This is a genomic window from Pseudomonas sp. DTU_2021_1001937_2_SI_NGA_ILE_001 (assembly GCF_032463525.1).
Classification (GTDB): Bacteria; Pseudomonadota; Gammaproteobacteria; order Pseudomonadales; family Pseudomonadaceae; genus Aquipseudomonas.
Window position 1 is genome coordinate 3,893,849 of sequence record NZ_CP135971.1, and the last position, 22,705, is coordinate 3,916,553.

The following is a 22,705-nucleotide window of genomic DNA, read 5'->3' on the forward strand; positions in this document are numbered from 1 at the left end:
CGCGATGTAGGGCCGTTCCGGGTCTGCGGGCGCGTCGTTATACTTTGCGCCTGCTCGCAGCGCCTGAACGCCGTGGCGAGCCTGACCAGCCACCAGTGAGGGTGAACGCGTGAACCTGACAAGACTATGCCTGGCCCTGGCCGCCACCCTGTCACTGCTGCCGCTGGGCCTGCAGGCGGCGACCAGTGACGAGATCGCCAAGCGCCTCGAACCGGTGGGCAAGGTGTGCATCCAGGGCCAGGAATGTGCGGGGGTGGCGGTGAGCGCCGCTGCCGGTGGTGCCGGCGCGGCCCGCCCGGCGCAGGACATCATCGCCAAGCACTGCACCGCCTGCCACAGCGTCGGCCTGATGGACGCGCCGAAGATCGGCGACAGTGCCGCCTGGAAAGCCCGCGCCGACAAGGAAGGCGGCCTCGACGGCCTGTTGGCCAAAGCCATCACCGGCATCAACACCATGCCGCCGAAGGGCACCTGTGGCGACTGCTCCGATGAAGAGCTGAAGGCCGCGATCCAGAAGATGTCCGGGTTGTAACCGGCTTGCCTCCCTGGGCGTGGCTGATACCCGCGAGGATCGGCTTCAGCGCCAATACTGTTCAGTTAGTCGGTATGTGGCTTGGTGGGAGCGGCTTTAGCCGAGAAAGCGCCAGGAAATTCACCGCATCTGTTGTGAACATGCGGTCGCTTCGCGGCTGAAGCCGCTCCTACCGGTCAGGCACCTGGCATGGTCAAGCATGCCCCGTCGTGTTGTGCAGCCCCGCCAGCAGCAGCCGTTGCAGCAATTCCTCACGCAGCCCGTCCGGGTTGTCCAGGCCCATGCGCCGCAGGTGCTCGGGGTACGCCTCGGGTTCTGGCGCATCGAGGGTGGCCTTGCCCAATTCCAGTATCTCGGTGAGCTTGAGTTTGCTCTTGAGCCAGTTCAAGGCGCGCAGCAGGTCGCGCTCTTGCGGTTCGAAATCGCTGCCCAGCGGGTATTCGCTGAACAGCTCTGGATAACCTTCCGCCACGGCTTTCAGGCGTTCGGGGGTGTTGTCGGTAAAACGCGGATCGAGGGCAAAGTCGCGGGGCAGCTTGCCGGCGCGCTGCGCCTGTTCGATCAGGCCGGGTTGGAAGCGTGAGTCGCTGATGTTCAGCAGCCGTTCGATCACCGTGGCATCGGTCTGTCCACGCAGGTCGGCAATGCCGTACTCGGTGACCACGATGTCGCGCAGGTGGCGGGGTATGGTGCAGTGCCCATAGGACCAGACGATGTTCGAGCTGACCTCGCCGCCGGACTCGCGCCAACTGCGCAGGATCAGCACCGAGCGGGCATCCTCCAGGGCGTGGGCCTGGGCCACGAAGTTGTACTGCCCGCCTACGCCGCTGAGCACCCGACCGTCTTCCAGCTGGTCGGCGGCGGCCGCACCGAGCAGGGTCACGCAGAACGTACTGTTGATGAACCGCGCATCCTTGCGCTGCAAACGCTTGAGTTCTTCATTGCCGTACAGCTCGTTGATGAAGCTGATGGCGCTCATGTTGAACTGCGCCAGGCGCTCGGCCGGCAACTCGCGCAGCCGTGCATAGAAACTGCGCGGGCCGAGGAAGAAACCGCCGTGCACCACCACGCCGCCGACGTCTTGCGTTTCGTCGAGCATGCCCATGTCGGCCAGGCGCTGGCGGTCGAGGTCGGCGTACACCTTGCGGCGCACGATGCCGGCATCGGCCAGGGCCAGCAGGCCGTTGACGAACATCTCGCTGCAGCCGTACAGGCCCTGGGCAAAGGGTGCGGTGCCGCCTTCACGGTCGATCATCACCTGCCAGTTGCTCATGTTCAGCTCGCCCAGCAACCGGGTGTAGCTGTGGTTGTCGCCTTGCCGGGCCAGCAGCGCAGCAGTCAGCGCGTCGCCCATCGAGCCGATGCCGATCTGCAGGGTGCCGCCGTCGCGCACCAGTGTGCTGGCATGCAGGCCGATGAAGTGGTCCTGCAGGCCCACCGGCATGTTCGGGGTGGAAAACAGCGTGCTGCGCTCCGGCTCGTCGATCAGCAGGTCGAAGGCGGCAATGTCCAGCTCGGAATCGCCGGGCATGTAGGGCAGGTCGGCATGCACCTGGCCGACCACCAGGATGGTTTCCCCGGCGGTGCGGCGCTTGGCGACCAGCGGCAGCAGGTCGAGGGTCACGTCGGGGTTGCAGCTCAGACTCAGGCAGCCGGGCCGCTGCGGGTCGGCGGCCACCAGCTGGGCGATCAGGTTCAGGCCCTTGGCGTTGATGTCCCGTGCGGCGTGGCTGTAGTTGCTGCTGACGTAGTCCTGCTGCGCCGGCACGCTGTCGAGCAGGCTGCCGGGCTGCATGAAGAACTGCTCGACGCGGATGTTCGGCGGCAGGCGGTCGCGGCGCAGGTCGGCCAGGTAGTCCAGCTCCGGGTAGTCGCCGAACACCCGCTCCAGAAAGGGTTCGAGAAAGCGTGCCTGCAAGCCTTCGCCGGGCGTGGGGCGGCCCAGGCTCAGCGCGGTGTAGATCGTCAGCTGCCGCTCGGGCAGCTCGCGGATGCGGCGGTACAGCGCGTTGACGAAGGTATTGGGCTTGCCCAGGCCCAGCGGCATGCCCAGGTGAATGTGTGCAGGCAGGTGGTCCAGCACATGGTCGACGGCGCGCTCGATGGAGCAGGATTGCAGCATCCGGGCTCTCCTGACGGAAAAGGAATGCAGCTTGGACTGCATCGAGCGGGTATTTGCTGCATGGTCGGCTCAGGGCTTCCCGGCTGAAGCCGGTCCTACAGGGCGAGGACCGGCCTGCGGGGCACTCGGTTAGGGACGGTTTCAGCCGGGATCAACGGCCAGGCTGGCGGATGCAGGCCACTGGTCGAGCACCCGGTCCAGCGCCTGATGGGCCTGGGTGATCAAGTGCATGCCAGCCAGGGCCAGGTGGCGCTGCGGGCCTTGCAGGTTGTCGGCGCTTTCGACGGTGGTGGCGGTGGCGCAACGCAGCAGCTCGACGGCGTGGGCGATGCGGCATTCGAGGAGGGTCAGCAGGTCGGGTGAGATGGGTGGGTCTGGAACCAGCTTCTTGGTCATGACATTTTCCCTTGGCTAAGGCCACCCAGGGTTCGCTGCTAAACAAACAGAGGGTGGCGGCTTCGTCGCGGGTTAGCAGACCGGGGAAAAATGCCAAAAGACCGGCGCACCCGAAGGTGCCCCGCGCGAAGCCGCCATAAGCGGTCCGTGCGTGACATTTTCCTGAGTCGGGCTGCTAAACCCGATCGCTGATGTTCAGCGACGAAGGCAGCCTAGTCAGGGGCATTTGCACACGCAAGGGTCGGCGATTCTCTCGGAAATTTCCTTCAAGAGATAGAGAGGCATCTTGCAATTACGCCCCTCAATCAGCGCCCTTGGTCGGGCTTCCGCCACCAGAAGCTTCCCGGCTGAAGCCGGTCCTACAGCGAAAAGGCCTACCGGCCCGGTCGCCTAGCGCTTGAGCATGGCGCGGATATCGGCCAGGGCGTTATTGCCGCGGGCCGCCTTGACCTCGACCGGGGCTTCTTCCAGGCCTTCCCAGGCCAGGTCGTCAGGGGGCAGCTCGTTGAGGAAGCGGCTGGGCGTGCAGTCGATGATCTCGCCGTACTGCTTGCGCTTGGCTGCGAAGGTGAAGGCCAGGGTCTGGCGGGCTCGGGTGATGCCCACGTAGGCCAGGCGGCGTTCCTCCTCGATGGTGTCGGCCTCGATGCTGGAGCGGTGCGGGAGGATTTCCTCTTCCATGCCCATGATGAACACGTAGGGAAACTCCAGGCCCTTGGAGGCGTGAAGGGTCATCATCTGCACACCTTCGGCGCCTTCTTCCTCTTCCTGCTGGCGTTCGAGCATGTCACGCAACACCAGCTTGCCGATCGCCTCTTCGATTGTCATCTCGCCATCTTCGTCTTTTTCCAAGGTGTTCTTCAGCGCCTCGATGAGGAACCACACGTTGCCCATGCGGTAGTCGGCGGCCTTGTCGCTGGAGCTGTTCTGGCGAATCCAGTTCTCGTAGTCGATGTCCATGACCATGCTGCGCAGCGCGGCGATGGGGTCGTTCTGCGCGCATTGCTGGCGCACGCCGTCCATCCAGCGCTTGAAGCGTTGCAGGCGCTCGGTGTAACGCGAATCGAGGTGCTCGCCCAGGCCCAGTTCCTCGGTGGCCGCGTACATCGAGATCTTGCGCTCGGAGGCGTAGTTGCCGAGCTTTTCCAGGGTGGTGGAGCCGATTTCCCGGCGCGGCACGTTGATCACCCGCAAGAAAGCGTTGTCGTCGTCCGGGTTCACCAGCAGGCGGAAGTAGGACATCAAGTCCTTCACTTCCTGGCGGCTGAAGAAGCTGGTGCCGCCCGATAGTCGATACGGCACCTGGTGGTGCTGCAGCTTCAGCTCGATCAGCTTGGCCTGGTAGTTGCCCCGGTAGAGAATGGCGAAGTCGCTGTAGGGCCGGTCGGTGCGCAGGTGCAGGGTGAGGATTTCCATCGCCACCCGTTCGGCTTCGGCCTCTTCGTTGCGGCAGCGGATCACGCGGATCTCGTCGCCGTGGCCCATTTCCGACCACAGTTGCTTCTCGAAGGCATGGGGATTGTTGGCGATCAGCACGTTGGCGCAGCGCAGGATGCGGCTGGTAGAGCGGTAGTTCTGCTCGAGCATCACCACCTTCAGCGACGGGTAGTCTTCCTTGAGCAGCATCAGGTTTTCCGGCCGCGCTCCGCGCCAGGCGTAGATCGACTGGTCATCGTCGCCGACCACGGTGAACTGGTTGCGTGTGCCGATGAGCATCTTCACCAGCAGGTACTGGCTGGCGTTGGTGTCCTGGTATTCGTCGACCAGCAGGTAGCGCACGCGGTTCTGCCACTTCTCCAGAATGTCGGCGTGCTCCTGGAACAGCTTGACCGGCAGCAGGATCAGGTCGTCGAAGTCCAGCGCGTTGTAGGCCTTGAGGGTGCGCTGGTAGTGGGCATAGACGATGGCGGCGGTCTGTTCCTTGGGGCCACGGGCATTGGCCAGGGCTTCTTCGGGCAGGATCAGGTCGTTCTTCCAGGCACCGATGATGTTCTTGATCTCGTCGACGCCGTCGTCGCCGGCGTACTCCTTCTGCATGATGTCGGTCAGCAGGGACTTGATGTCGCCCTCGTCGAAGATCGAGAAGCCCGGCTTGTAGCCCAGCCGCGCATGTTCCTTGCGGATGATGTTCAGGCCAAGGTTGTGGAAGGTCGAGACCGTCAGGCCGCGCCCCTCGCCCTTGCGCAACAGGGTACCGACCCGCTCTTTCATCTCCCGCGCGGCCTTGTTGGTGAAGGTCATGGCCACGATGTACTGGGCACGGATGCCGCAGTTCTGGATGAGATGGGCGATCTTGCGCGTGATCACGCTGGTCTTGCCGGAACCGGCGCCGGCGAGCACCAGGAGCGGGCCGCCGACGTAGTTCACGGCTTCCTGCTGCCGGGGGTTGAGTCGGGACATGGGAGAGGGCACGAGTCGTATGCGAAATGGCCGGGCATTTTAACAGGCTGGCAATTTTGTGCAGCCTTCCAGGGTTTTGATGCGCCGACCTATCTAAATTTTTTGGTTTTGTTACATTTGCGCATGGCACGCAATTGCGTGTGCCTCATGCCTCTTTTCCGAGGCCACTTACCCCCTTGTTGTTCTTCGGAATAGGGAGTCTGCGTTGCCAACGCCTGTCGAGCCGATGCGGTTATTGCTGCTGGTCCAAGAACCAGCCTGGCAGGCGTTGCTGGAATCTTGTCTGTCGGCGTTGCCGGCGGGCACCAGCCTGCATGCGCTCGACCATTGGGGCAGTACCAGCCGCCTCCTGGCCTGTGAACGCAACGCCGTGCTGTTGGCCACGCCGGGCCTGCAACCGCCGGTGGGCAGTTGCCGGGCACCGCTGGTGATGCTTCTGGATGCCGAGCCCAACGCCACGCCGGTGGGCGCCTGCGACTGGCTGGTGCGCGACAGCCTGACCCCCGACACCCTGCGCCGGTGCCTGCGCCATGTGCGCGAGCGGCGTGGGCTGGAAGACACCCTGCAGCGCCTCGCCGAGCAAGACCCGCTGACCGGCATCGCCAATCGCCAGGGCTTCCAGACCCTGCTCGCTGCCCGTCTGGCCGAGCACGCAGGTGCCGGCCTGGCGCTCGGGCATCTGGACCTGGACAACTTTCGCCGCGTCAACGATGCCCTCGGCCACCAGGCCGGCGACCGCCTGATCCTGCAGGTGGTGGCGCGCCTCAAGCAGCAGTTGGGCAGCAACGACCAGCTGGCCCGGCTGGGCGGTGACGAGTTCGCCCTGCTGCTGGACACCCGTGAGGCCCCACAGCGGGCCGCCGAGGTGGCAGAGCGCGTAGTCGACGCCTTGTCCGAGCCCTACTGGATCGACGGCGAAAGCCTGCTGCTGGGCAGCAGCCTGGGGCTGGCGCACGCCTGCCCGCAGGCCGGTGCCGACTCGCTGATGTGGCATGCGCACATCGCCATGCGCCAGGCCAAGGGCATCCAGGGCTGTACCTGGCACCCGTTCGACGAGCGTATCAACCGCAATGCCCGCAGCCTGGCTGACCTGGAAGGCGAATTGCGCCGCGCTCTGCGCCGCGACGAACTGGAGCTGCACTACCAGCCGCGGTTGTGCCTGCGCAGCGGGCGTATCGTCGGTCTCGAGGCCCTGGTGCGCTGGCGCCACCCGGAGCGCGGCCTGCTGCCACCCAACGAATTCGTGCCGCTGGCCGAGCAGAGCGGGCTGATCGTACCGTTGGGTTACTGGGTAATCTTCCGTGCCCTGCGTGACATGCAGGCCATGGCCGCGCAGGGCCTGGAGCCGCTGCACATGGCGGTCAACCTGTCGTTCCGCCAGTTCCAGGACAACCAGTTGCTCGACACCCTCAGCCGGCTGATCACCGAACAGGGCATCGACGCCCATTGGCTGGAGTTCGAACTCACCGAAACCGCCGTGATGCGCCGCAGCGACCTGGTCAGCAAGACCATGGACGCCCTGCGGGCCTTCGGTGTGCGCTTCTCGCTGGATGACTTCGGCACCGGCTTTTCGTCCTTCGTGCACCTGAACAGCCTGCCGATCGCCCTGCTGAAGATCGACCGCAGCTTCGTCGCCGACATGGAGCAGCGCGAAGAAAACCGCAAGCTGGTGCACGCCATGATCAACTTGGCGCACAACCTGGGGCTGGAAGTGGTGGCCGAGGGTATCGAGTCGCCCGCGCAACTGGCGCTGTTGCGCGAGTTCGGTTGCGACCAGGCCCAGGGCTTCATGATTTCCCGGCCCTTGCCCATCACGCAGCTGACCCAGTACCTGCTGGCGGGCACGGCCGGGCAGATGATCGTCGGCCTGTGATCAGACCTTGAGCGTGGCCGCCTCGCCCGGCTGACGCAGCAGTTTGCGCATGCGCCGCTCGAACGCCAGGGTCAGCGTCACGGCTGCGCACAGCAAGCCCAGCGCCAGCCCCCACCATACGCCCTCGGCCCCGGCCGGAGTGCCGAAGCCCAGCAGCCACGCGGCAGGCGCGGCTACCAGCCAATAGCAGCCCAGGCCGATGAGAAAGGTGGTCTTGGCATCCTTGAGTCCGCGAATCGCGCCCATGGCGATAGTCTGGGTGCCGTCGAACAGTTCGAACCAGGCGGCGATGGCCAGCAGCTTGACCGCCAGGACCACGGTGTCGGCAAAGGCCGGATCGTCGAGGTCCAGGAACAGCCCGACGATGGGCCGGGGCACCAGCCAGAACAGCAGGGCGAACAACAGCATGAAGGCGCCGCCGCAGCCAATGCCCATGCGCCCGGCGATGCGCGCCATGAGCAGGTCGTTGGCACCGTAGTGCTTGCCGATGCGCATGGTCACCGCGTAGGAGATGCCCACCGGAATCATGAACGCCATGGACACGGTCTGCAGGGCGATCTGGTGGGCGGCCAGCTGCGTGGTGCCCAGTGCGCCCATGCAGAAGGCGGCAAAGGTGAACAGCCCGACCTCCACGGCATAGGTGCCGCCGATCGGCAGGCCCAGGCGCCAGAGTTCGCCCAGGTGGCTGCGCGACAGCCGGCCGAGCTGCTGGCCGATGGGGTAAGCGTCGTAGCCGCGATGGCGGCGGATGTGCAGCGCCAGGGCCAGGGCCATGCAGTTGCTGACCACGGCGGTGACCAGCCCGATGCCCCACAGGCCCAGATGCGGCAGTCCCAGCCAGCCTTCGATCAGCGCGTAGTTGAGGACGAAGTTGGCCGCCGCGCCAGCCAGGCTGATGACCATCACCGGCATGGCGCGGCCCAGCGCACTGGTGAAGCCGCGCAGGGCCATGAAGCTGAGCAGGCCCGGCAGGGCCAGGGGCAGGGTGGTGAGGAACTGCATGGCCATGGCCACGTTGGCTGGCTGCTGGCCGAAGTGCAGCAGCACCGGCTCGATGTTCCACAGCAACAGCGCGGCCAGTACCGCCATGCCCCAGGCCAGCCACAGCCCGGCCTGGGTCAGGCGGGTGGCGCCCTGCTGATCGTTGGCGCCAAGACGGATCGACACCAGCGTACCCACCGCGGCCATGACCCCGATGCAGAAAAACGACACGAAATTGTAGGTCGCCGCGCCCAGGCCGCCGCCGGCCAGCGCCTCGGGGCCGAGCTTGCCCATCATCACGGTGTCGGTGAACACCATCAGCATGTGCGCCACTTGCGAGGCAATCAGCGGCGCCGCCAGACGCAGGATGATCCAGAGTTCCTTGAAGGCAGCCGATTGCATGGTCGTGAGGGCTCGGTGGGGAGAAACGAAGCGCCTATTCTCCGGGCTGGTGCGGCAGAAGACAAACCGATAAATCCCGCCGATCATTCAATAAGCGCCTATAACTGTCTTATCGACGCAACCCTTGCAGGGCGGTGCTGTCGAAGGCGCGCTTCGGGGCCGCGCAATCGTTTGCCAATACCTTAGAAAAAGCCTCAAGTTTATAGGGGATATGCCGACTCCATTGGGAAACCGCGTGTAACCCTTGCTCTCTTCACTATAACGATGCTGGCTGGCGGGCCCCATGGCGCCCGCACCATCCAGCCAGGAGTTCGTATGTCCAAGCCTCGCGCCCGGATTGCTTCTCAACTCGGCATTGCCCTGGCGGTCATCCTCGCGGTGGTCATCAGTTGCAGTACCCTTTTCGCCCTGCGTTCACTGGATGCCGCCAACCTCGTCATCCGCGAGGAGCACCTGAGCAGTGAGGCTCGCCTGCTCGCCGACCAGCTCAACACTTTCCATACCACCCTGCGCGACAGCACCCGTCGCCTGGCCAGCCTGTTCGAGAAGCGCTTCGGCTCCGGTCTGAGCCTGCAGACAGGCACCTCCTTCACCGTGGCCGGCACCCAGACCCCCGGTCTGTACCTCGACGGCCAGGCGCTGAACAACGAGTTCGGTGAGGTGGACGAGTTCCGCAACCTCACCGCCGGTGTGGCCACGGTGTTCGTGCGCAGCGGCGATGACCTCGTGCGCATCAGCACCTCGCTGACCAAGCAGGACGGCTCGCGCGCCATCGGCACCGTGCTCGATCGCCAGGGCCAGGCTTACGCACGGTTGATGGCCAACAAGGAATACGTGGGCAAGGCCATGCTGTTCGGGCGTCTGTACATGACCCAGTACAGCCCGGTGGTGGATGCTTCCGGCAAGGTGATCGCCGCGCTGTTCGTGGGCTTCGACTACACCGATGCGCAGAACGCCCAGTTCGAGAACCTGCGCAACTTCCGCATCGGCAAGACCGGCTCGCTGGCGCTGCTCGACGACCAGGGCAAGTGGCTGGTGGCCCCGGCGGGCGTCAAGCAGCCGGACGACGCCGCCAAGACGGCGAGTGAGCTGGCCAAGCAGCCGGGCAAGGGGCGTTTCTGGAGTGACACCGAAGACGACTTCTACAGCGTGGGTGTGCCCTTCACCGACGGTCCGTGGACCGTCGTGGCGAGCATGCCGGAAGATGAAATCGGCTCGGTGACCTGGAGCGTCGGGACCCAGCTGGCCATCGGCAGCCTGTTGGCCATGCTGATCGCCGTGGGCGGTTCCATCTGGCTGCTGCGCAGCAAATTGCGCCCCTTGTCGGAACTGGTGCGCCAGGCCGAGGCCCTGGGCGCCGGTAACCTCAAGGTGCGCCTGGCGGTCAACAGCCACGATGAAATCGGCCTGCTGGCCAGCAGCTTCAACACCATGGGCGAGGCACTGTCGAACATGGTCGAGCACATCCGCACCGCTTCACGGCAGGTCAGTGACCGGGCGCATGCGCTGTCCGGCCTGTCCAGCGGCGCCCATGCCGGCATGGAGCAGCAGTCGGGCGAGATCACCAGCATGGCCGGCGCGGTGGAAGAGTTCAGCGCCACCTCGATGAACATCGCCGACAACATGAAGGACACCGAGCGCCTGGCTCAGGAAAACGCCCGCCAGACGCGTATCGGCCGCTCGTCCATGGAGGAAGCGTCCAGCTCCCTGCAGCAGATCGCCGCGTCGCTGAACAGCACCGCCACGGTGGTCAACACCCTGGGCCAGCGCTCTCAGGAAATCGGCAGCATCGTCGGTGTGATCACCTCGATTGCCGAACAGACCAACCTGCTCGCCTTGAACGCCGCCATCGAAGCGGCGCGTGCCGGCGAACAGGGCCGCGGCTTCGCGGTGGTGGCCGACGAGGTTCGCAGCCTGGCTTCGCGCACCCGCGAGGCGACCGATGAAATCTCCTCGATGATCGCCAGCATCCAGCAGGAAACCGGCAACGCCATCAACACCATGCAACAGGGCAACACCCTGATGCAGGAAGGCCTGTCGCGTAACGCCAAGGTGGCCGAAGCGCTGGCGCAGATCGACGAACAGAGCCGCGCCGCCGGCCAGCAGTTCACCGTCATCACCAACGCCGCCCAGGAACAGAGCAGCACCGCCACCGCCCTGAGCGGCAACCTGCAGAGCATTGCCATGACCAACACCGAGCAGCGCGAAGTGGTGGCCAACCTGGCCGTGACCGCCCGCGAACTCAACGAATTGGCGGCTGAGCTGCTGGATGAGGTGGGGCGGTTCAAGTAATACCCGCTGCTGCTCCGGTTCAGGCCGGGGCGGCGGTTTCTCGTGGATCCCTTCTCTTGCGCTGCCGCCGTTCACGAGCGGCACTGCATCTCTGCCATTCTCCGGCCCCTACACCAGTCATACGGTAGACGACATAAGCTATCTTCTGGTGTAGCCTTATACCTTATAAGGTGTTTTTCTATAAGATCTTAAATTTTGATTTTTGGAATTAAGATTCCTCAAGATGGCATCTTATTAATCTTAAAGTGTCTTTTTATGAGTCCTTATGGCAGGCTTTTTCCCCGTTCAAAGTACTACTCTGCTCTACCGAATAGGGCTATTGGTCAAGCAGGCTCGCTTGCGATTGGCCATGCGACAGGTCGACCTGGCCCATAAGGCCGGTACATCACTGCGTACGGTCAGGCATATCGAGGCAGGCAAGGCGGAGGGCGTTTCCCTCCGGGATTTCATGCTGGTGCTTTTCACCGCTGGCGTCTCGGACCGCGTGTTTCAGGCGTTGCAGGAAGATCCGGCTTTCGAGACTGAGGCGTTGGAGGCCTACAGCGAAAAGCGCGTACGCCTGGCCCGTGTTCGCGCGGAGGACTTCTGATGGCCAGCGCCTATATCTATATGGAGTGTCCGCTTAGCTCAAAGACGGTGACGCTGGGCAAGCTGACAATCGAGAAAGGGGTGGGCACGTTCGTCTACTCCCCCGAGGCCATCAGTGAAGGGTTCTGGGTGCCAGATGCGGTTCATTACCCACTCTCCGGCAAAAGGATCAAGCGGAATTCATCCTGGATGAAGTCGCTGGGTGGGCTCAGGAGTTGAAGGACCACTATGCCCAACATCTTAGAGGTCTTGAATTGGACGCTGCCGTTGCTGCTACCAGCGGTGCCAGGTTGCGAGCCTGACCTTTTTACCTACGGACATGCTCGTTAGTGTCGCATCGTTTCGGCCAAGTGCCCGCGATCCAGCTCGTTCGCTGTTCGAGAGCGGTCTGGCTCATTACGCAACGGGCAGGCCAGGGTAAGGCGCTGCAAGAGCATGGTGCGCAACTGTTGTAACTCTTCAAGGCGCTGTTCGATCAGCGCCAGCTTGTCACGCAGCAGCGCTTCGACCGCCTGATCGGGGTTCGGGTTTTGCCACAGCTGCCCGACGTTGTCGCCGATCTCCGTGAGGCTGAAACCCAGGCGCTGGGCGTCGCGGATGAAGTGCACCAGTTGAGCGATTTCTTCCGGGTAGTCGCGGTAACCGTTGGCCAAGCGTCGAGCTTGAATGAGCCCGCGTTCTTCATAGAAACGCAGCGTATCGCGGCTGACGCCGCAGACCTGGGCGAGTTCGCCAATGCGCATGAGCACTTCCTTATTCGGGCTTGACCTTGGAGCTTACTCCAGGCTTTAGCCTGATGCCTTCGTTGATTCGAGGGAGTGCAGCAAATGTGGACAACCGCCCAATATCGTCAGTTGGTGCGTGCCAGTGGTCTCTACGACCTGATCATTACAATCGGTTTCGTGACGCCCTGGAGCTTCGCCCTGCTGCAGCAGTGGCTGGGTTCGCTGCACGGCATGCTCGGTTTGAGTGGCCAGATGCCGCTGTTTGAGCCGATGCACGTGATGATGGCCAACCTGATGGGGTCTATCGTCTGCGTTTGGTCCTGGTTGAGGATTCGTCATCCGCAGCGACGCTTCGGCCGCTACGATGCCGCCGGGCGGATCCTGTTTGCCATATGGCAGTTGTATGCCTTGGCTCATGGTGCATCCGGTCTGCTGTGGGTGATCTTCTCGTTCGAGGTGCTGTGGGCGATCGCACAATGGGCACCGGTCAGGGCGCGGCGCACAGTGGAGCCTCGATGGGCTTGAGAGGCTTATAGACCGTGTGTATCACTATCCTGGTCTACAACGCCACCATAGTGCAAATTGCCTGCACCCTGGGTGCCAGTTGGCAGAGATTAATCGATGGCGTTTTTGGCAATTCAGTGTGGGGGACCTAATGCTTCATAAGCAGCTGATCCGACGGCTAGACTTGATCACCTTACAGCTCTTTGTGGCTGTGCACGAAGAAGGCACGCTGACGCGAGCGTCTTCAAGGGAGGCTATTGCGGTCTCGGCCGCTAGTAAACGGTTGATGGAGCTCGAGGAGGCTTTAGGCGTTCCGCTTTACTCCCGTACAGCCAAAGGCATGGACCTTACTGCTGCTGGGGAGACGTTGCTACATCACGCTCGACGCATCCTCACTGAGGTGGAGAAGGTTGGAATTGAGGTGGGTGAGCACCTGCAAGGGCTCAGAGGCTATGTACGGATGCTTGCGAACCTCTCTGCGATCATCCAGTTCCTGCCCGAGGATCTGCACGATTTCGTGCTCAATCACTCTCAGGTAAAGGTGGATTTGGAAGAGCGCCCGAGCGATGGTGTCGTGCAGGGGATCATCGACGGTGTCGCCGATCTGGGTATTTGTTCGATGGACAGTGAGACCCACGGTCTATACCGGGTGCCATATCGTCACGATCGACTGGTGGTAGTGACGCGCAGCGACCATCCACTCGCAGAGCGTGGGCAGGTCGCATTTGTTGAAACGCTGATGTACGACCACATTGGGCTGCACTCGGCCAGTTCGATCAATAATCGCATCCATGCTGCGGCGAAGGCTTTAGGACAACCCCTCCGTTTACGTATTCATGTTCCTGGCTTCGACGCCGTGTGTCGCATGGTCCAGGCCGACATGGGCATAGGTATTTTGCCGTTTAAAGCATTCGAACTGTTTGGCCGAGGTCTGGGGTTGACAGCGGTGCAACTCAGCGACGAGTGGTCAGATCGAACCTTGGTTCTATTGGTGCGTGAGGGCGAAGCGCTATCGCCAGTCAGCCAACTGCTGTTCGACCACCTGCAGCAGCCCCGCTAGCCTCGTCCGTTCGCGAAACGCGAAAGCCACTTTCCGATATACCGTTGGAGTTTGTTCAACGTGAGCCCCTAGTCTTGGTGCAAATTCCAAGAAACAGAGGTTGCACCATGACTGCTCTCAACGGACTTCGGGTGATCGAGATCGGTACGCTTATAGCGGCACCGTTTGCTGCCCGCATGATGGCCGAGTTCGGCGCCGAGGTAATCAAGATCGAGTCCTTGGGACAGGGAGACCCTCTTCGTAAATGGCGAAAACTGCACGAGGGGACGTCGCTGTGGTGGTACCTGCAATCCAGGAACAAAAAGTCCATTGCATTGAACCTGAAGTCAGCGTCTGGCATTGCCATCGTCAAGCAATTGGTTGAAAGCGCCGATGTTCTGATCGAAAACCTGCGCCCTGGGGCGCTGGAGAAGTTAGGCATCGGTTGGGACGTGCTCCACGAGTTGAATCCGAAACTGACTTTGGTACGCATCTCGGGTTACGGCCAGTCGGGCCCTTACCGAGATCGCCCCGGTTTTGGTGCCATCGGTGAAGCCATGGGCGGAATCCGCTATACCACTGGTACACCCGGCATTCCACCTGCCCGCGTAGGCGTAAGTCTGGGTGACTCGCTTGCCTCCATGCACGCCGTAATTGGTGCGCTCATGTCCGTATTGCGTGTCAAGACGGGGCAAGGTGACGGACAGGTGGTTGATGTATCTCTCGCAGAAAGCGTTTTCAACGTCATGGAAAGCTTGGTACCTGAATACGACATGCTTGGTCATGTCCGGGAACGTAGCGGAGGTGCTTTGCCTGGCATCGCGCCATCCAACACTTATCCGACGGTAGACAAAGCGTATGTTGTTATCGCAGGCAACAGCGATCCGATCTATAAGCGCTTGATGACTACGATTGGTCGGCCGGATCTCAGGGATGATCCCGCGTTTGAGCACAACGACGGTCGAGCGGCACAGTGCGAGCTGTTGGATGAGGCAATAACTCAGTGGAGCTCCAAGCTGCCCATTGATGCCGTGCTTGAAGCCTTGGAAAAAGCCGAGGTTCCGGCAGGGCGCATCTACTCCGTAGCAGACATCGTGGCTGATCCACACTACCAAGCGCGCGACATGATTTTGAATGCGGCGCTGCCTGACGGAACTACGGTGAAAATGCCGGGCATCGTACCGAAGCTGTCGGACACTCCAGGCTGTGTCAATTGGCAGGGGCCAAGCCTCGGCCAGCACACCCAGGTTGTTCTCGGTGATTTGGGATTGCCTGAAGAAACGATCCAACGTCTGAAGGATGAGGGAGTCGTGCAATGATCACCGACTACTCCCAACGCCTCATCATCCAGGAGGTATCGCCTCGTGATGGTTTGCAGATCGAACCGGTCTGGGTCGAAACTGCAGACAAGATCAAGCTCATCAACGAGCTGTCCTTGAGTGGCTTCAGTCGGATTGAAGCCGGCTCATTTGTATCGCCGAAGGCAATTCCTGCTCTGCGCGATGGCGAAGCAGTATTTCAGGGAATAGAACGTCGACCCGGTGTGGTTTATGTGGCGCTTGTGCCGAATCTGAAAGGTGCCCAGCGAGCCCTGGCGTCCAAAGCTGATGAGTTGAACTTGGTGTTGTCAGCTAGCCAGAGCCACAATAAAGCCAATATGCGCATGACGCGGGAGCAGTCACTTGCTGCATTCAGCGATGTCGTATCGCTCGTCCGGGGCACCCCAGTAACGTTGAATGGCACTGTGGCGACAACGTTTGGTTGCCCTTTCGAAGGCCGCATCGATGAAGATGTAGTCATGCGCTTGATTGGCGCTTATCACGAGCTTGGAATGCAAGGTATTACGTTGGCCGACACAACGGGTATGGCAAATCCACGCCAAGTCTACCACCTTATAAAAAGAGTGCTGACTCAACTTCCCGCCTCACAGCTGACCTTGCATTTTCATAATACCCGGGGTCTTGGGCTGAGCAATGTGTTGGCTGCATACGAGGCAGGCGCTCGCCGATTCGATGCTTCGCTGGGTGGGCTGGGTGGCTGTCCTTTTGCGCCAGGTGCCTCAGGCAACATCTGCACGGAGGACCTGGCCAATCTTTGCGAAGAGGTCGGGATCGATACAGGAATTGATCTTCCACATTTGCTCACGTTGTCTCGCTCGCTGCCCTCCTTAGTGGGGCATGAGACGCCGGGGCAAGTGGCAAAAGCAGGCCGAAATTGCGACCTTCATCCGCTACCTCTAGGTAACGGCTGATACCTGCCAAAGCGAAACTGTCGCCAGCCAGACAACAAAAACAATTAGAGCATTCCCAAGGGACGCTCGCCTGGAGAAACTAAATGTCTATTTCCGTTTCCGCTACTGATGACGGCATTCCTGTCACTTCAATCGACGAAAAAAAGTTAATATCGAAAGTAGCATGGCGCCTCATGCCATTGATTATGATCTGCTATCTCTTTGCGTTTTTTGACCGTATCAATATCAGTTTCGCGAAGTTTCAATTGCAGGCGGATCTTAGCCTCAGTGATACAGCCTACGGACTCGGCGCTGGCCTGTTTGTCGTGGGGTACGTCCTGTTTGAAGTTCCGAGCAACATGATGCTGTACAAAGTTGGAGCCAGACGCTGGATCGCCCGCATCATGATGTCCTGGGGACTTGCTACTGCGCTGATGGTCTTCGTCACAGCAGAGTGGCAATTTTACATCTTGCGATTTCTGATCGGTGCCATGGAGGCGGGCTTTGCCCCTGGGGTGCTCTACTACCTCACTCTTTGGTTCCCGCAAAACTATCGTGGTCGAATCACCTCCATGCTCTTCTTGGCGTCGGCGTTTGCAGGTCTCATCGGAGCACCCGTTTCCGGCTTGGTGTTAGGCCACATGGACGGATTGTTCGAGATGCGTGGCTGGCACTGGTTGTTTCTGCTCGGGGGACTTCCCTGCATCGCACTGGGTCTGGTCGTTCTGCTCACCCTGAAAGACCGCATCAGTGACGCCAACTGGTTGAGCTCGGATGAGAAGTCCTATCTCGCTAGCCGGATCGCGAGCCATGAATTGAACAAGCATGAAGGGTCTCTGCTGACGGCACTACGGCTTCCAGGATTTCTGATGCTGGCGTTGATCTACTTCCTGATCCAAGTAGCATCCTACGGTCTGAATTTCTGGGCTCCGCAGCTCATTCGTAGCGCCGGCATAGAAAGTGCGACAACCATCGGGCTGCTGACCGCAGTGCCTTATGTGTGTGGGGCTATCAGTATGGTGGTAGTCGGTCGTTTGTCCGATGCCACGGGCGAGCGGAGAAAGTTTGTATGCGGCTTGGTCACCATCGGTTCTATTGGCTTCTTTAGTGCCGGTATTTTTGAGGCACATATTCTTTATCTCACCGTGGCGCTGGCACTCTTGGGTGCAGGTATTATCGCCTCTATCCCTACCTTCTGGTCACTCCCTCCTAAACTGCTTGCTGGCGCAGGGGCCGGAGCTGCTGCGGGGATTGCGCTCATCAATACGATGGGACAGGTTGGCGGAATTGTGAGTCCTGTAATGGTGGGCTTTATTAAAGACGTTACTGGTAGCACCACCCCGGCGCTCTATTTGATTGGTGCTACCTGCCTGATTGCAGCGGCACTGTTGATCTGGGCATTGCCTGAGAGCTTGAGGAAGTTGGATAAAAACTGAGGACTTATACAGGCCTGGATGTCTCGAACACCCTCGGTAGATCCAAAGTAACCTCGGTATTAAATGTCATTAGGTACTTAAGAGGCCGTGCTCTATGAGCGTGCTCTCGGCTAAGTACTGCCCGCGTCCGCTTATCCGGTTCCGCTTTGCCCCATCCCCCCGCACAACGCAGGGTCAAAGTGGAGCCGGGTTCGCTGGCCCCTAATAAGAGAATTGCAATGAGCCCGATTACCCTTTTTGAGAAAATTTGGCGTCGTCATGCGGTTCTAGATACGGATGATGGCCAAACTCTGCTGTATATCGATTTGCAGCTGATCAATGAAGTAACAAGCCCCCAGGCATTCGATGCTCTGCGGATGAATGGACTCCGTCCATGGCGCGCAGATTCTGTGCTGGCCACTGCCGATCATAACGTTCCGACCAAGGATCGCCCCAAAGGCATCACGGACGACATTGCACGCCGCCAAGTCAATACGCTTGAGCGAAATTGCGCAGAATTCAACCTGACGCTTTTCGGTATGGACGATCACCGTCAAGGGATCCTTCATGTAATCGGGCCTGAACAGGGGCTTACGCTTCCTGGGATGTCGATCGTGTGCGGCGACTCTCACACCACAACCCATGGTGCCTTTGCTGCACTCGCTTTTGGAATTGGTACGTCGGAAATTGAGCACGTTCTGGCAACGCAATGTCTTTCGATTAGAAAGCTCAAAAGCATGCGTGTCACCATTGATGGCAATCTTAATCCTTACATAACGTCAAAGGATCTCGCCTTAGCGCTGATCGGTAGCATGGGTACCGCCGGCGCTACCGGGTATGCCATTGAGTTTGCGGGCTCTACAGTCGAATCCATGTCTATGGAAGCGCGTATGACACTTTGCAACCTGGCAATCGAGGCCGGTGCGCGTTGTGCCATGGTGGCATTTGACGACACGACCGCAGCGTACATCCGAGGCAAGCCGATGGCACCGACGGGCCAGCGGTGGGACGATGCCGAGCGCTACTGGCGTACGCTGCGCAGCGATGCGGGGGCGGTGTTCGACGCAGAAATTCGCATGGAGGCGAGCTCGATCAGGCCGCACGTCACGTGGGGGACCTCTCCGGAAATGGTCACGAGTATCGACGGATGTGTGCCCTCTCCTCAGGAAGAGCTCGACCCGGTCAAGCGCCAAAGTATTGATCGGGCTTTAAAGTACATGAACCTGAAACCTGGCACGGCAATACGTGACATCTTTCTGGATAAGGTTTTCATTGGTTCCTGTACGAACTCTCGGATTGAAGATCTGCGCCTGGCCGCGTCCGTAGTCGCAGGCAAGAAGGTAGCCAAAAATATTAAACAGGCACTTGTCGTTCCTGGCTCGGGCTTGATCAAAAAGCAGGCCGAGTCTGAGAGGCTTGATCGTATCTTCATCGATGCCGGCTTTGAGTGGCGGGACGCCGGATGCTCGATGTGTCTGGGAATGAACGAGGACCGGCTGACTGCCGGGGAGCGTTGTGCCTCGACCTCAAATCGAAATTTTGAAGGACGCCAAGGCCCAGGGGGGCGGACTCATCTTGTCAGCCCAGCAATGGCAGCTGCTGCCGCCATTGCAGGTCACTTTGTCGATATTGAAGAGGTATAAGCCACTATGCGCCCATTCACATATCTCAAAGGCAAGGTTGTTCCATTAGACCGCGCCAATGTGGACACTGACGCCATCTTGCCAAAGCAGTTTTTGATGATCATCGAGCGCAGCGGTTTTGGCCAGCACCTGTTCGATGAGTGGCGTTATCTGGATCATGGGGAGCCCTATCAGGACTGCTCTAAGAGGCCTCTTAATCTAAGCTTTCCATTGAACCAGCCTCGTTTTGAGGGGGCTGAAATTTTGCTGGCTCGGGGCAACTTCGGTTGTGGTTCTAGCCGTGAACATGCACCGTGGGCTTTGCATGACTGGGGGATCAGGGCAATTATTGCCCCGAGTTTTGCTGAAATATTTTATGGAAATTGCTTCAAAAACGGGATTCTGCCAATCGTGCTTGACGAGGCTACTGTCGAAAAGCTGTTCGTCGCCGTTGAGCGCATGCCAGGCTACCAACTCTGGGTTGATCTTGAAACACAGTCGGTCATAGATGATCAGGGCCTCCGAGTTGAGTTTGATGTGGACCCGTTTCGAAAGCATTGCTTGCTTAATGGTTTGGACGAAGTCGGTATGACGTTGCTGAAGTCCAGCACCATCAGGGAGTTCGAGAAAGCTCGAATAGCATTGGAACCGTGGCTGTATGACAGACTCCAGCGACAGTAGTGACTTTCACCCCTACTACAAGAAGTTCTTCACTGGTCTGTAGTAGGGGGGGCGCGGATCTGGAGCAAGTGCCGGCCTTATCGCCGAAAAGCCGGCGTCTGAAAAGCGCGTCATTTTTCGAACAGCGTCCAGGAGTGGTCAATATTGGCGCAATGCCTTGTCGTTGCATACGCGTCAGCACTTTCGGTTCGATGCCTGGAATCTGACCTCGGGTTACTACCGCTTCAGCTTGACTACTGACTCGCCGGTCGATACTGCAACGCCTCGGCCAGGTGCCCGCGACTTATCTCTGCCTGCCGCTCAAGATCTGCCAGGGTGCGCGCCACCTTGAGCAAGCGGTGTGCGGCACGCAGCGACAGGTTGAGGCGTTCGCACGCGGTTTCCAGCCAGCTTTCGTCGGTTGGGGATAACTTGCAGTGCTGGCGCAGGCCGGGCAGGTCGAGAAAGGCGTTGGCACAGCCTTGGCGGCGCTGTTGCAGCTCGCGGGCTTCGGCGACCTTGGCGGCGGCGCTGGCGGTGGTTTCGCCACCGCCCGGCAAGGCCGAAAGGCTGGTGGCTTCGCGGGCCACGGTGAGGTGCAGGTCGATGCGGTCCAGCAGCGGCCCGGACAGCTTGTTGCGATAGCGTTGAATCTGTTCGGTGGAGCAGCGGCAGCGACCACTGGGCTCGCCGAGATAGCCACAAGGGCAGGGGTTCATCGCCGCCACCAGCTGGAACCGCGCCGGAAAGCGCACCCGGTCGCGGGCCCGCGACACCACGATATGACCCGACTCCAGCGGCTCGCGCAGCACTTCCAGTACCCGACGGTCGAACTCCGGCAACTCATCGAGAAACAATACGCCGTGATGCGCCAGGGTAATTTCTCCGGGTTGCGGGCGGCTGCCACCCCCCACCAGCGCCGGCCCGGACGCCGAATGGTGCGGTTGACGGAACGGTCGCAGCGGCCAACTGCTCAGCGGCACCTGGCTGGCGACCGAATGAATTGCCGCCACTTCCAGCGCTTCCTGTTCATCCAGCGGCGGCAGCAGGCCGGGCAGGCGGCTGGCCAGCAGGGTCTTGCCGGTGCCCGGCGGGCCGCTGAACAGCAGGTTGTGGCCTCCGGCTGCTGCCACCACCAGCGCCCGCTTGGCCGCCAGCTGGCCCTGCACTTCGCTGAGGTCCGGGTAGGGTTGGGCCTGGGGCAGCAGGCCGTTGGCGCGGTAGGGCGTCATGGGGGTCTGGCCGTTGAAATGGGCGACCAGCTCGCGCAGGTGATTCACCGCAATCACCGTCAGCCCCGACGCCAGGCAGGCTTCTTCGGCATTGGCGGCGGGTACGATCAAGGTGCGCTGTGCCTGGCGTGCCGCCAGCGCCGCCGGCAACACGCCCTGCACCGGGCGCAACGCGCCAGACAGTGCCAGCTCGCCCAGGCATTCGATGTCCTGCAGGGCCGTCAGCGGAATCTGCCCATTGGCGCCAAGCAGGCCCAAGGCAATCGCCAGGTCGAAGCGCCCGCCGTCCTTGGGCAGGTCGGCGGGCGCCAGGTTGAGGGTGATGCGCCGGTCGGGGAATTTCAGCCCGGAATTGACGATGGCACTGCGCACCCGGTCTTTGCTTTCCTTCACTGCACCTTCAGGCAGGCCCACCAGAGTGAGGGCCGGCAGGCCGTTGGCGAGGTGGGTTTCGACCGTGACGGCAGGCGCCTGCACCCCGACCTGGGCGCGGCTGTGGACGATGGCGAGGGACATGGCAGCTTCTTCCTTGAAAGGGACGAAGCGGCATCGTGAAGCATTGGCAAGGTGCGGGCGTGAGGGAATGGCTACAGGGTGTGAAAGCGACGGCAAGGCCGGTTCTTCAGGTCTGGACGGGCGCCACGCCGGGTTGCATGGGCGTGACCGGCTGCGGCGTTGTGGACTCGCCGCCGGGAATCTTCAGCGAAGCGTTGAAACTCTTCCGTTGCCCAGGGGATGTCTGGCGAAGGTCGTGCTGGATAACTTAAAGCGCATACCCCGTCCTTTCGTATCTTTCCGATGAAAACCACTTGGTCGGTCGTCCAGTCAATTCATCTGAGCATGCGGATCGATAACAGATGCCCACCACCGACCAGAGTGTTACCGATCATGCCCAAGGTTATCCGTTTAGGACACATCGATCTGAGTTTTCACGCCGCCAGCGCAGCGCTGGTGCATCGCGTGCTGGAAAGGTACGGCTATGAGGTCGAGGTTCGAGCTGCACCTCATGAGGCGATGTTCAAACTGTTCGGCGAAAGACAGATAGACCTCTTGGTCTCTGCCTGGTTGCCAGCCAGCCATGGGGCCTACCTTGCAGCCTGTGAGGTGCCCTATACGTGCCTGACGGTGCTCTATCAGCCCTATTGCATCTGGGGGGTGCCCGACTATATCTCTGTGGAAGACGTCGCTTCGGTTGCCGACCTGCTCAAGCGTGATGTCGCCGCCCTGATGAACCGGCGTATTCAAGGTATCAATCCCGGGGCGGGTATCAGTCGCTTTTCGAAAGCGATGGTAAGGGCCTATGGCCTTGATTCGTTGGGCTATTACTTTGCGGATGGCACCGAAGCAGACTGCTTCAACCGCTTTGAAGCGTCTTATGCCAGGAATGAGTGGTTCGTAGTCCCTTTGTGGCACCCTCAGTATCTTCATCATTCGTACAGTATTCGAGCGCTCGATGAACCCCTGGGGCTTCTAGGTGGTACCGATGAAGCCACGCTCATCGCCACCCGTGAGCAGGTACAGTCCATGCCGGAGCCCCTGCTGGCGGAACTTGCTGCCTTGCGGCCGGGCAACGCGGCTATCAGTGAAATTGATTTTCTCATCCACCGCGCAAAGCGCTCCGCGCTTGAGGCCGCCGACCACTGGTTGGAGTTACGCTGTAATGAGGGCTCGAAAGGCGAGCGCAGGTCATGA

Annotated in this window: 18 protein-coding genes and 2 pseudogenes; 14 read left to right on the top strand and 6 right to left on the bottom strand. The window is 60.8% G+C overall.

All coding sequences use genetic code 11. The features are described from left to right. Positions 1-115: 115 nt before the first annotated feature. Positions 116-532, top strand: a complete 417-nt coding sequence (locus tag RRX38_RS16835; RefSeq protein ID WP_315962694.1) for a c-type cytochrome — start codon at positions 116-118, stop codon at positions 530-532. Positions 533-725: 193 nt separating this feature from the next. Here RRX38_RS16835 and RRX38_RS16840 read toward each other — a convergent pair whose 3' ends face one another. From RRX38_RS16840 to rep, 3 genes are all read right to left on the bottom strand, one after another. After that, positions 726-2,654, bottom strand: coding sequence for an acetyl-CoA hydrolase/transferase C-terminal domain-containing protein (locus RRX38_RS16840; protein WP_315959990.1), 1,929 nt, complete (start codon positions 2,652-2,654; stop codon positions 726-728). Positions 2,655-2,795: 141 nt separating this feature from the next. Then, a complete protein-coding gene (locus RRX38_RS16845) occupies positions 2,796-3,050 on the bottom strand; it encodes a DUF6124 family protein (RefSeq protein WP_315959991.1) in 255 nt (84 codons plus the stop codon). A 390-nt stretch (positions 3,051-3,440) separates the two neighbouring features. Beyond that, on the bottom strand, positions 3,441-5,450 hold the full coding sequence (gene rep / locus RRX38_RS16850; RefSeq protein ID WP_315959992.1) for a DNA helicase Rep: 2,010 nt from the start codon (positions 5,448-5,450) through the stop codon (positions 3,441-3,443). A 205-nt stretch (positions 5,451-5,655) separates the two neighbouring features. Here rep and RRX38_RS16855 point away from each other — a divergent pair, with 205 nt between their 5' ends. Then, positions 5,656-7,323, top strand: coding sequence for a bifunctional diguanylate cyclase/phosphodiesterase (locus RRX38_RS16855; protein WP_315959993.1), 1,668 nt, complete (start codon positions 5,656-5,658; stop codon positions 7,321-7,323). Here RRX38_RS16855 and RRX38_RS16860 read toward each other — a convergent pair whose 3' ends face one another. Then, positions 7,324-8,706 carry a NorM family multidrug efflux MATE transporter gene (locus RRX38_RS16860; RefSeq protein WP_315959994.1) on the bottom strand — a complete coding sequence of 461 codons (1,383 nt, stop codon included), beginning with the start codon at positions 8,704-8,706 and terminating at the stop codon, positions 7,324-7,326. Between the two features lie 315 nt (positions 8,707-9,021). On the opposite strand from RRX38_RS16860, the pseudogene RRX38_RS25075 reads away from it, so the two are divergent. The 4 genes and pseudogenes from RRX38_RS25075 to RRX38_RS16875 all read left to right on the top strand — a co-directional run. Then, a pseudogene (locus RRX38_RS25075) lies at positions 9,022-10,143 on the top strand (Cache 3/Cache 2 fusion domain-containing protein); the annotation flags it as partial. A gap of 132 nt (positions 10,144-10,275) precedes the next feature. After that, on the top strand, positions 10,276-10,998 hold the full coding sequence (locus RRX38_RS25080) for a methyl-accepting chemotaxis protein (protein ID WP_410524914.1): 723 nt from the start codon (positions 10,276-10,278) through the stop codon (positions 10,996-10,998). Between the two features lie 265 nt (positions 10,999-11,263). After that, complete coding sequence (locus RRX38_RS16870) at positions 11,264-11,587, top strand: helix-turn-helix domain-containing protein (protein WP_315959996.1); 324 nt, start codon at positions 11,264-11,266, stop codon at positions 11,585-11,587. Then, positions 11,587-11,805, top strand: a complete 219-nt coding sequence (locus tag RRX38_RS16875) for a hypothetical protein (protein ID WP_315959997.1) — start codon at positions 11,587-11,589, stop codon at positions 11,803-11,805. The genes RRX38_RS16870 and RRX38_RS16875 overlap by 1 nt, the downstream gene beginning before the upstream one ends. 182 nt (positions 11,806-11,987) lie before the next feature. Here RRX38_RS16875 and RRX38_RS16880 read toward each other — a convergent pair. After that, a pseudogene (locus RRX38_RS16880) lies at positions 11,988-12,329 on the bottom strand (MerR family DNA-binding transcriptional regulator); the annotation flags it as partial. Between the two features lie 84 nt (positions 12,330-12,413). Here RRX38_RS16880 and RRX38_RS16885 point away from each other — a divergent pair. The 7 genes from RRX38_RS16885 to leuD all read left to right on the top strand — a co-directional run bounded on the left by RRX38_RS16885 (position 12,414) and on the right by leuD (position 19,802). Beyond that, positions 12,414-12,836 (top strand): hypothetical protein, encoded by a 423-nt coding sequence (locus RRX38_RS16885; RefSeq protein ID WP_315959998.1) that lies wholly within the window; start codon positions 12,414-12,416, stop codon positions 12,834-12,836. A 130-nt stretch (positions 12,837-12,966) separates the two neighbouring features. Then, positions 12,967-13,875 (top strand): LysR family transcriptional regulator, encoded by a 909-nt coding sequence (locus tag RRX38_RS16890; RefSeq protein WP_315959999.1) that lies wholly within the window; start codon positions 12,967-12,969, stop codon positions 13,873-13,875. A gap of 107 nt (positions 13,876-13,982) precedes the next feature. Continuing rightward, positions 13,983-15,173: a CaiB/BaiF CoA-transferase family protein gene (locus tag RRX38_RS16895; RefSeq protein WP_315960000.1), complete on the top strand. Its 1,191-nt coding sequence runs from the start codon at positions 13,983-13,985 to the stop codon at positions 15,171-15,173. Then, entirely contained in the window at positions 15,170-16,105 is a 936-nt protein-coding gene (locus RRX38_RS16900) for a hydroxymethylglutaryl-CoA lyase (RefSeq protein WP_315960001.1), read from the top strand. Before RRX38_RS16895 ends, RRX38_RS16900 begins: the two co-directional genes overlap by 4 nt. Before the next feature lie 83 nt (positions 16,106-16,188). Beyond that, positions 16,189-17,520 (top strand): MFS transporter, encoded by a 1,332-nt coding sequence (locus RRX38_RS16905; RefSeq protein WP_315960002.1) that lies wholly within the window; start codon positions 16,189-16,191, stop codon positions 17,518-17,520. A gap of 218 nt (positions 17,521-17,738) precedes the next feature. After that, positions 17,739-19,142 (top strand): 3-isopropylmalate dehydratase large subunit, encoded by a 1,404-nt coding sequence (gene leuC, locus RRX38_RS16910; protein ID WP_315960003.1) that lies wholly within the window; start codon positions 17,739-17,741, stop codon positions 19,140-19,142. A 6-nt stretch (positions 19,143-19,148) separates the two neighbouring features. After that, positions 19,149-19,802 carry a 3-isopropylmalate dehydratase small subunit gene (gene leuD, locus RRX38_RS16915; RefSeq protein ID WP_315960004.1) on the top strand — a complete coding sequence of 218 codons (654 nt, stop codon included), beginning with the start codon at positions 19,149-19,151 and terminating at the stop codon, positions 19,800-19,802. Positions 19,803-20,035: 233 nt separating this feature from the next. Here leuD and RRX38_RS16920 read toward each other — a convergent pair whose 3' ends face one another. After that, the gene (locus RRX38_RS16920) at positions 20,036-21,529 is read right to left on the bottom strand and encodes a YifB family Mg chelatase-like AAA ATPase (RefSeq protein WP_315960005.1); all 1,494 of its coding nucleotides are present in this window, start codon (positions 21,527-21,529) and stop codon (positions 20,036-20,038) included. A gap of 372 nt (positions 21,530-21,901) precedes the next feature. Here RRX38_RS16920 and RRX38_RS16925 point away from each other — a divergent pair, with 372 nt between their 5' ends. After that, positions 21,902-22,705, top strand: a complete 804-nt coding sequence (locus tag RRX38_RS16925; protein ID WP_315960006.1) for a glycine betaine ABC transporter substrate-binding protein — start codon at positions 21,902-21,904, stop codon at positions 22,703-22,705.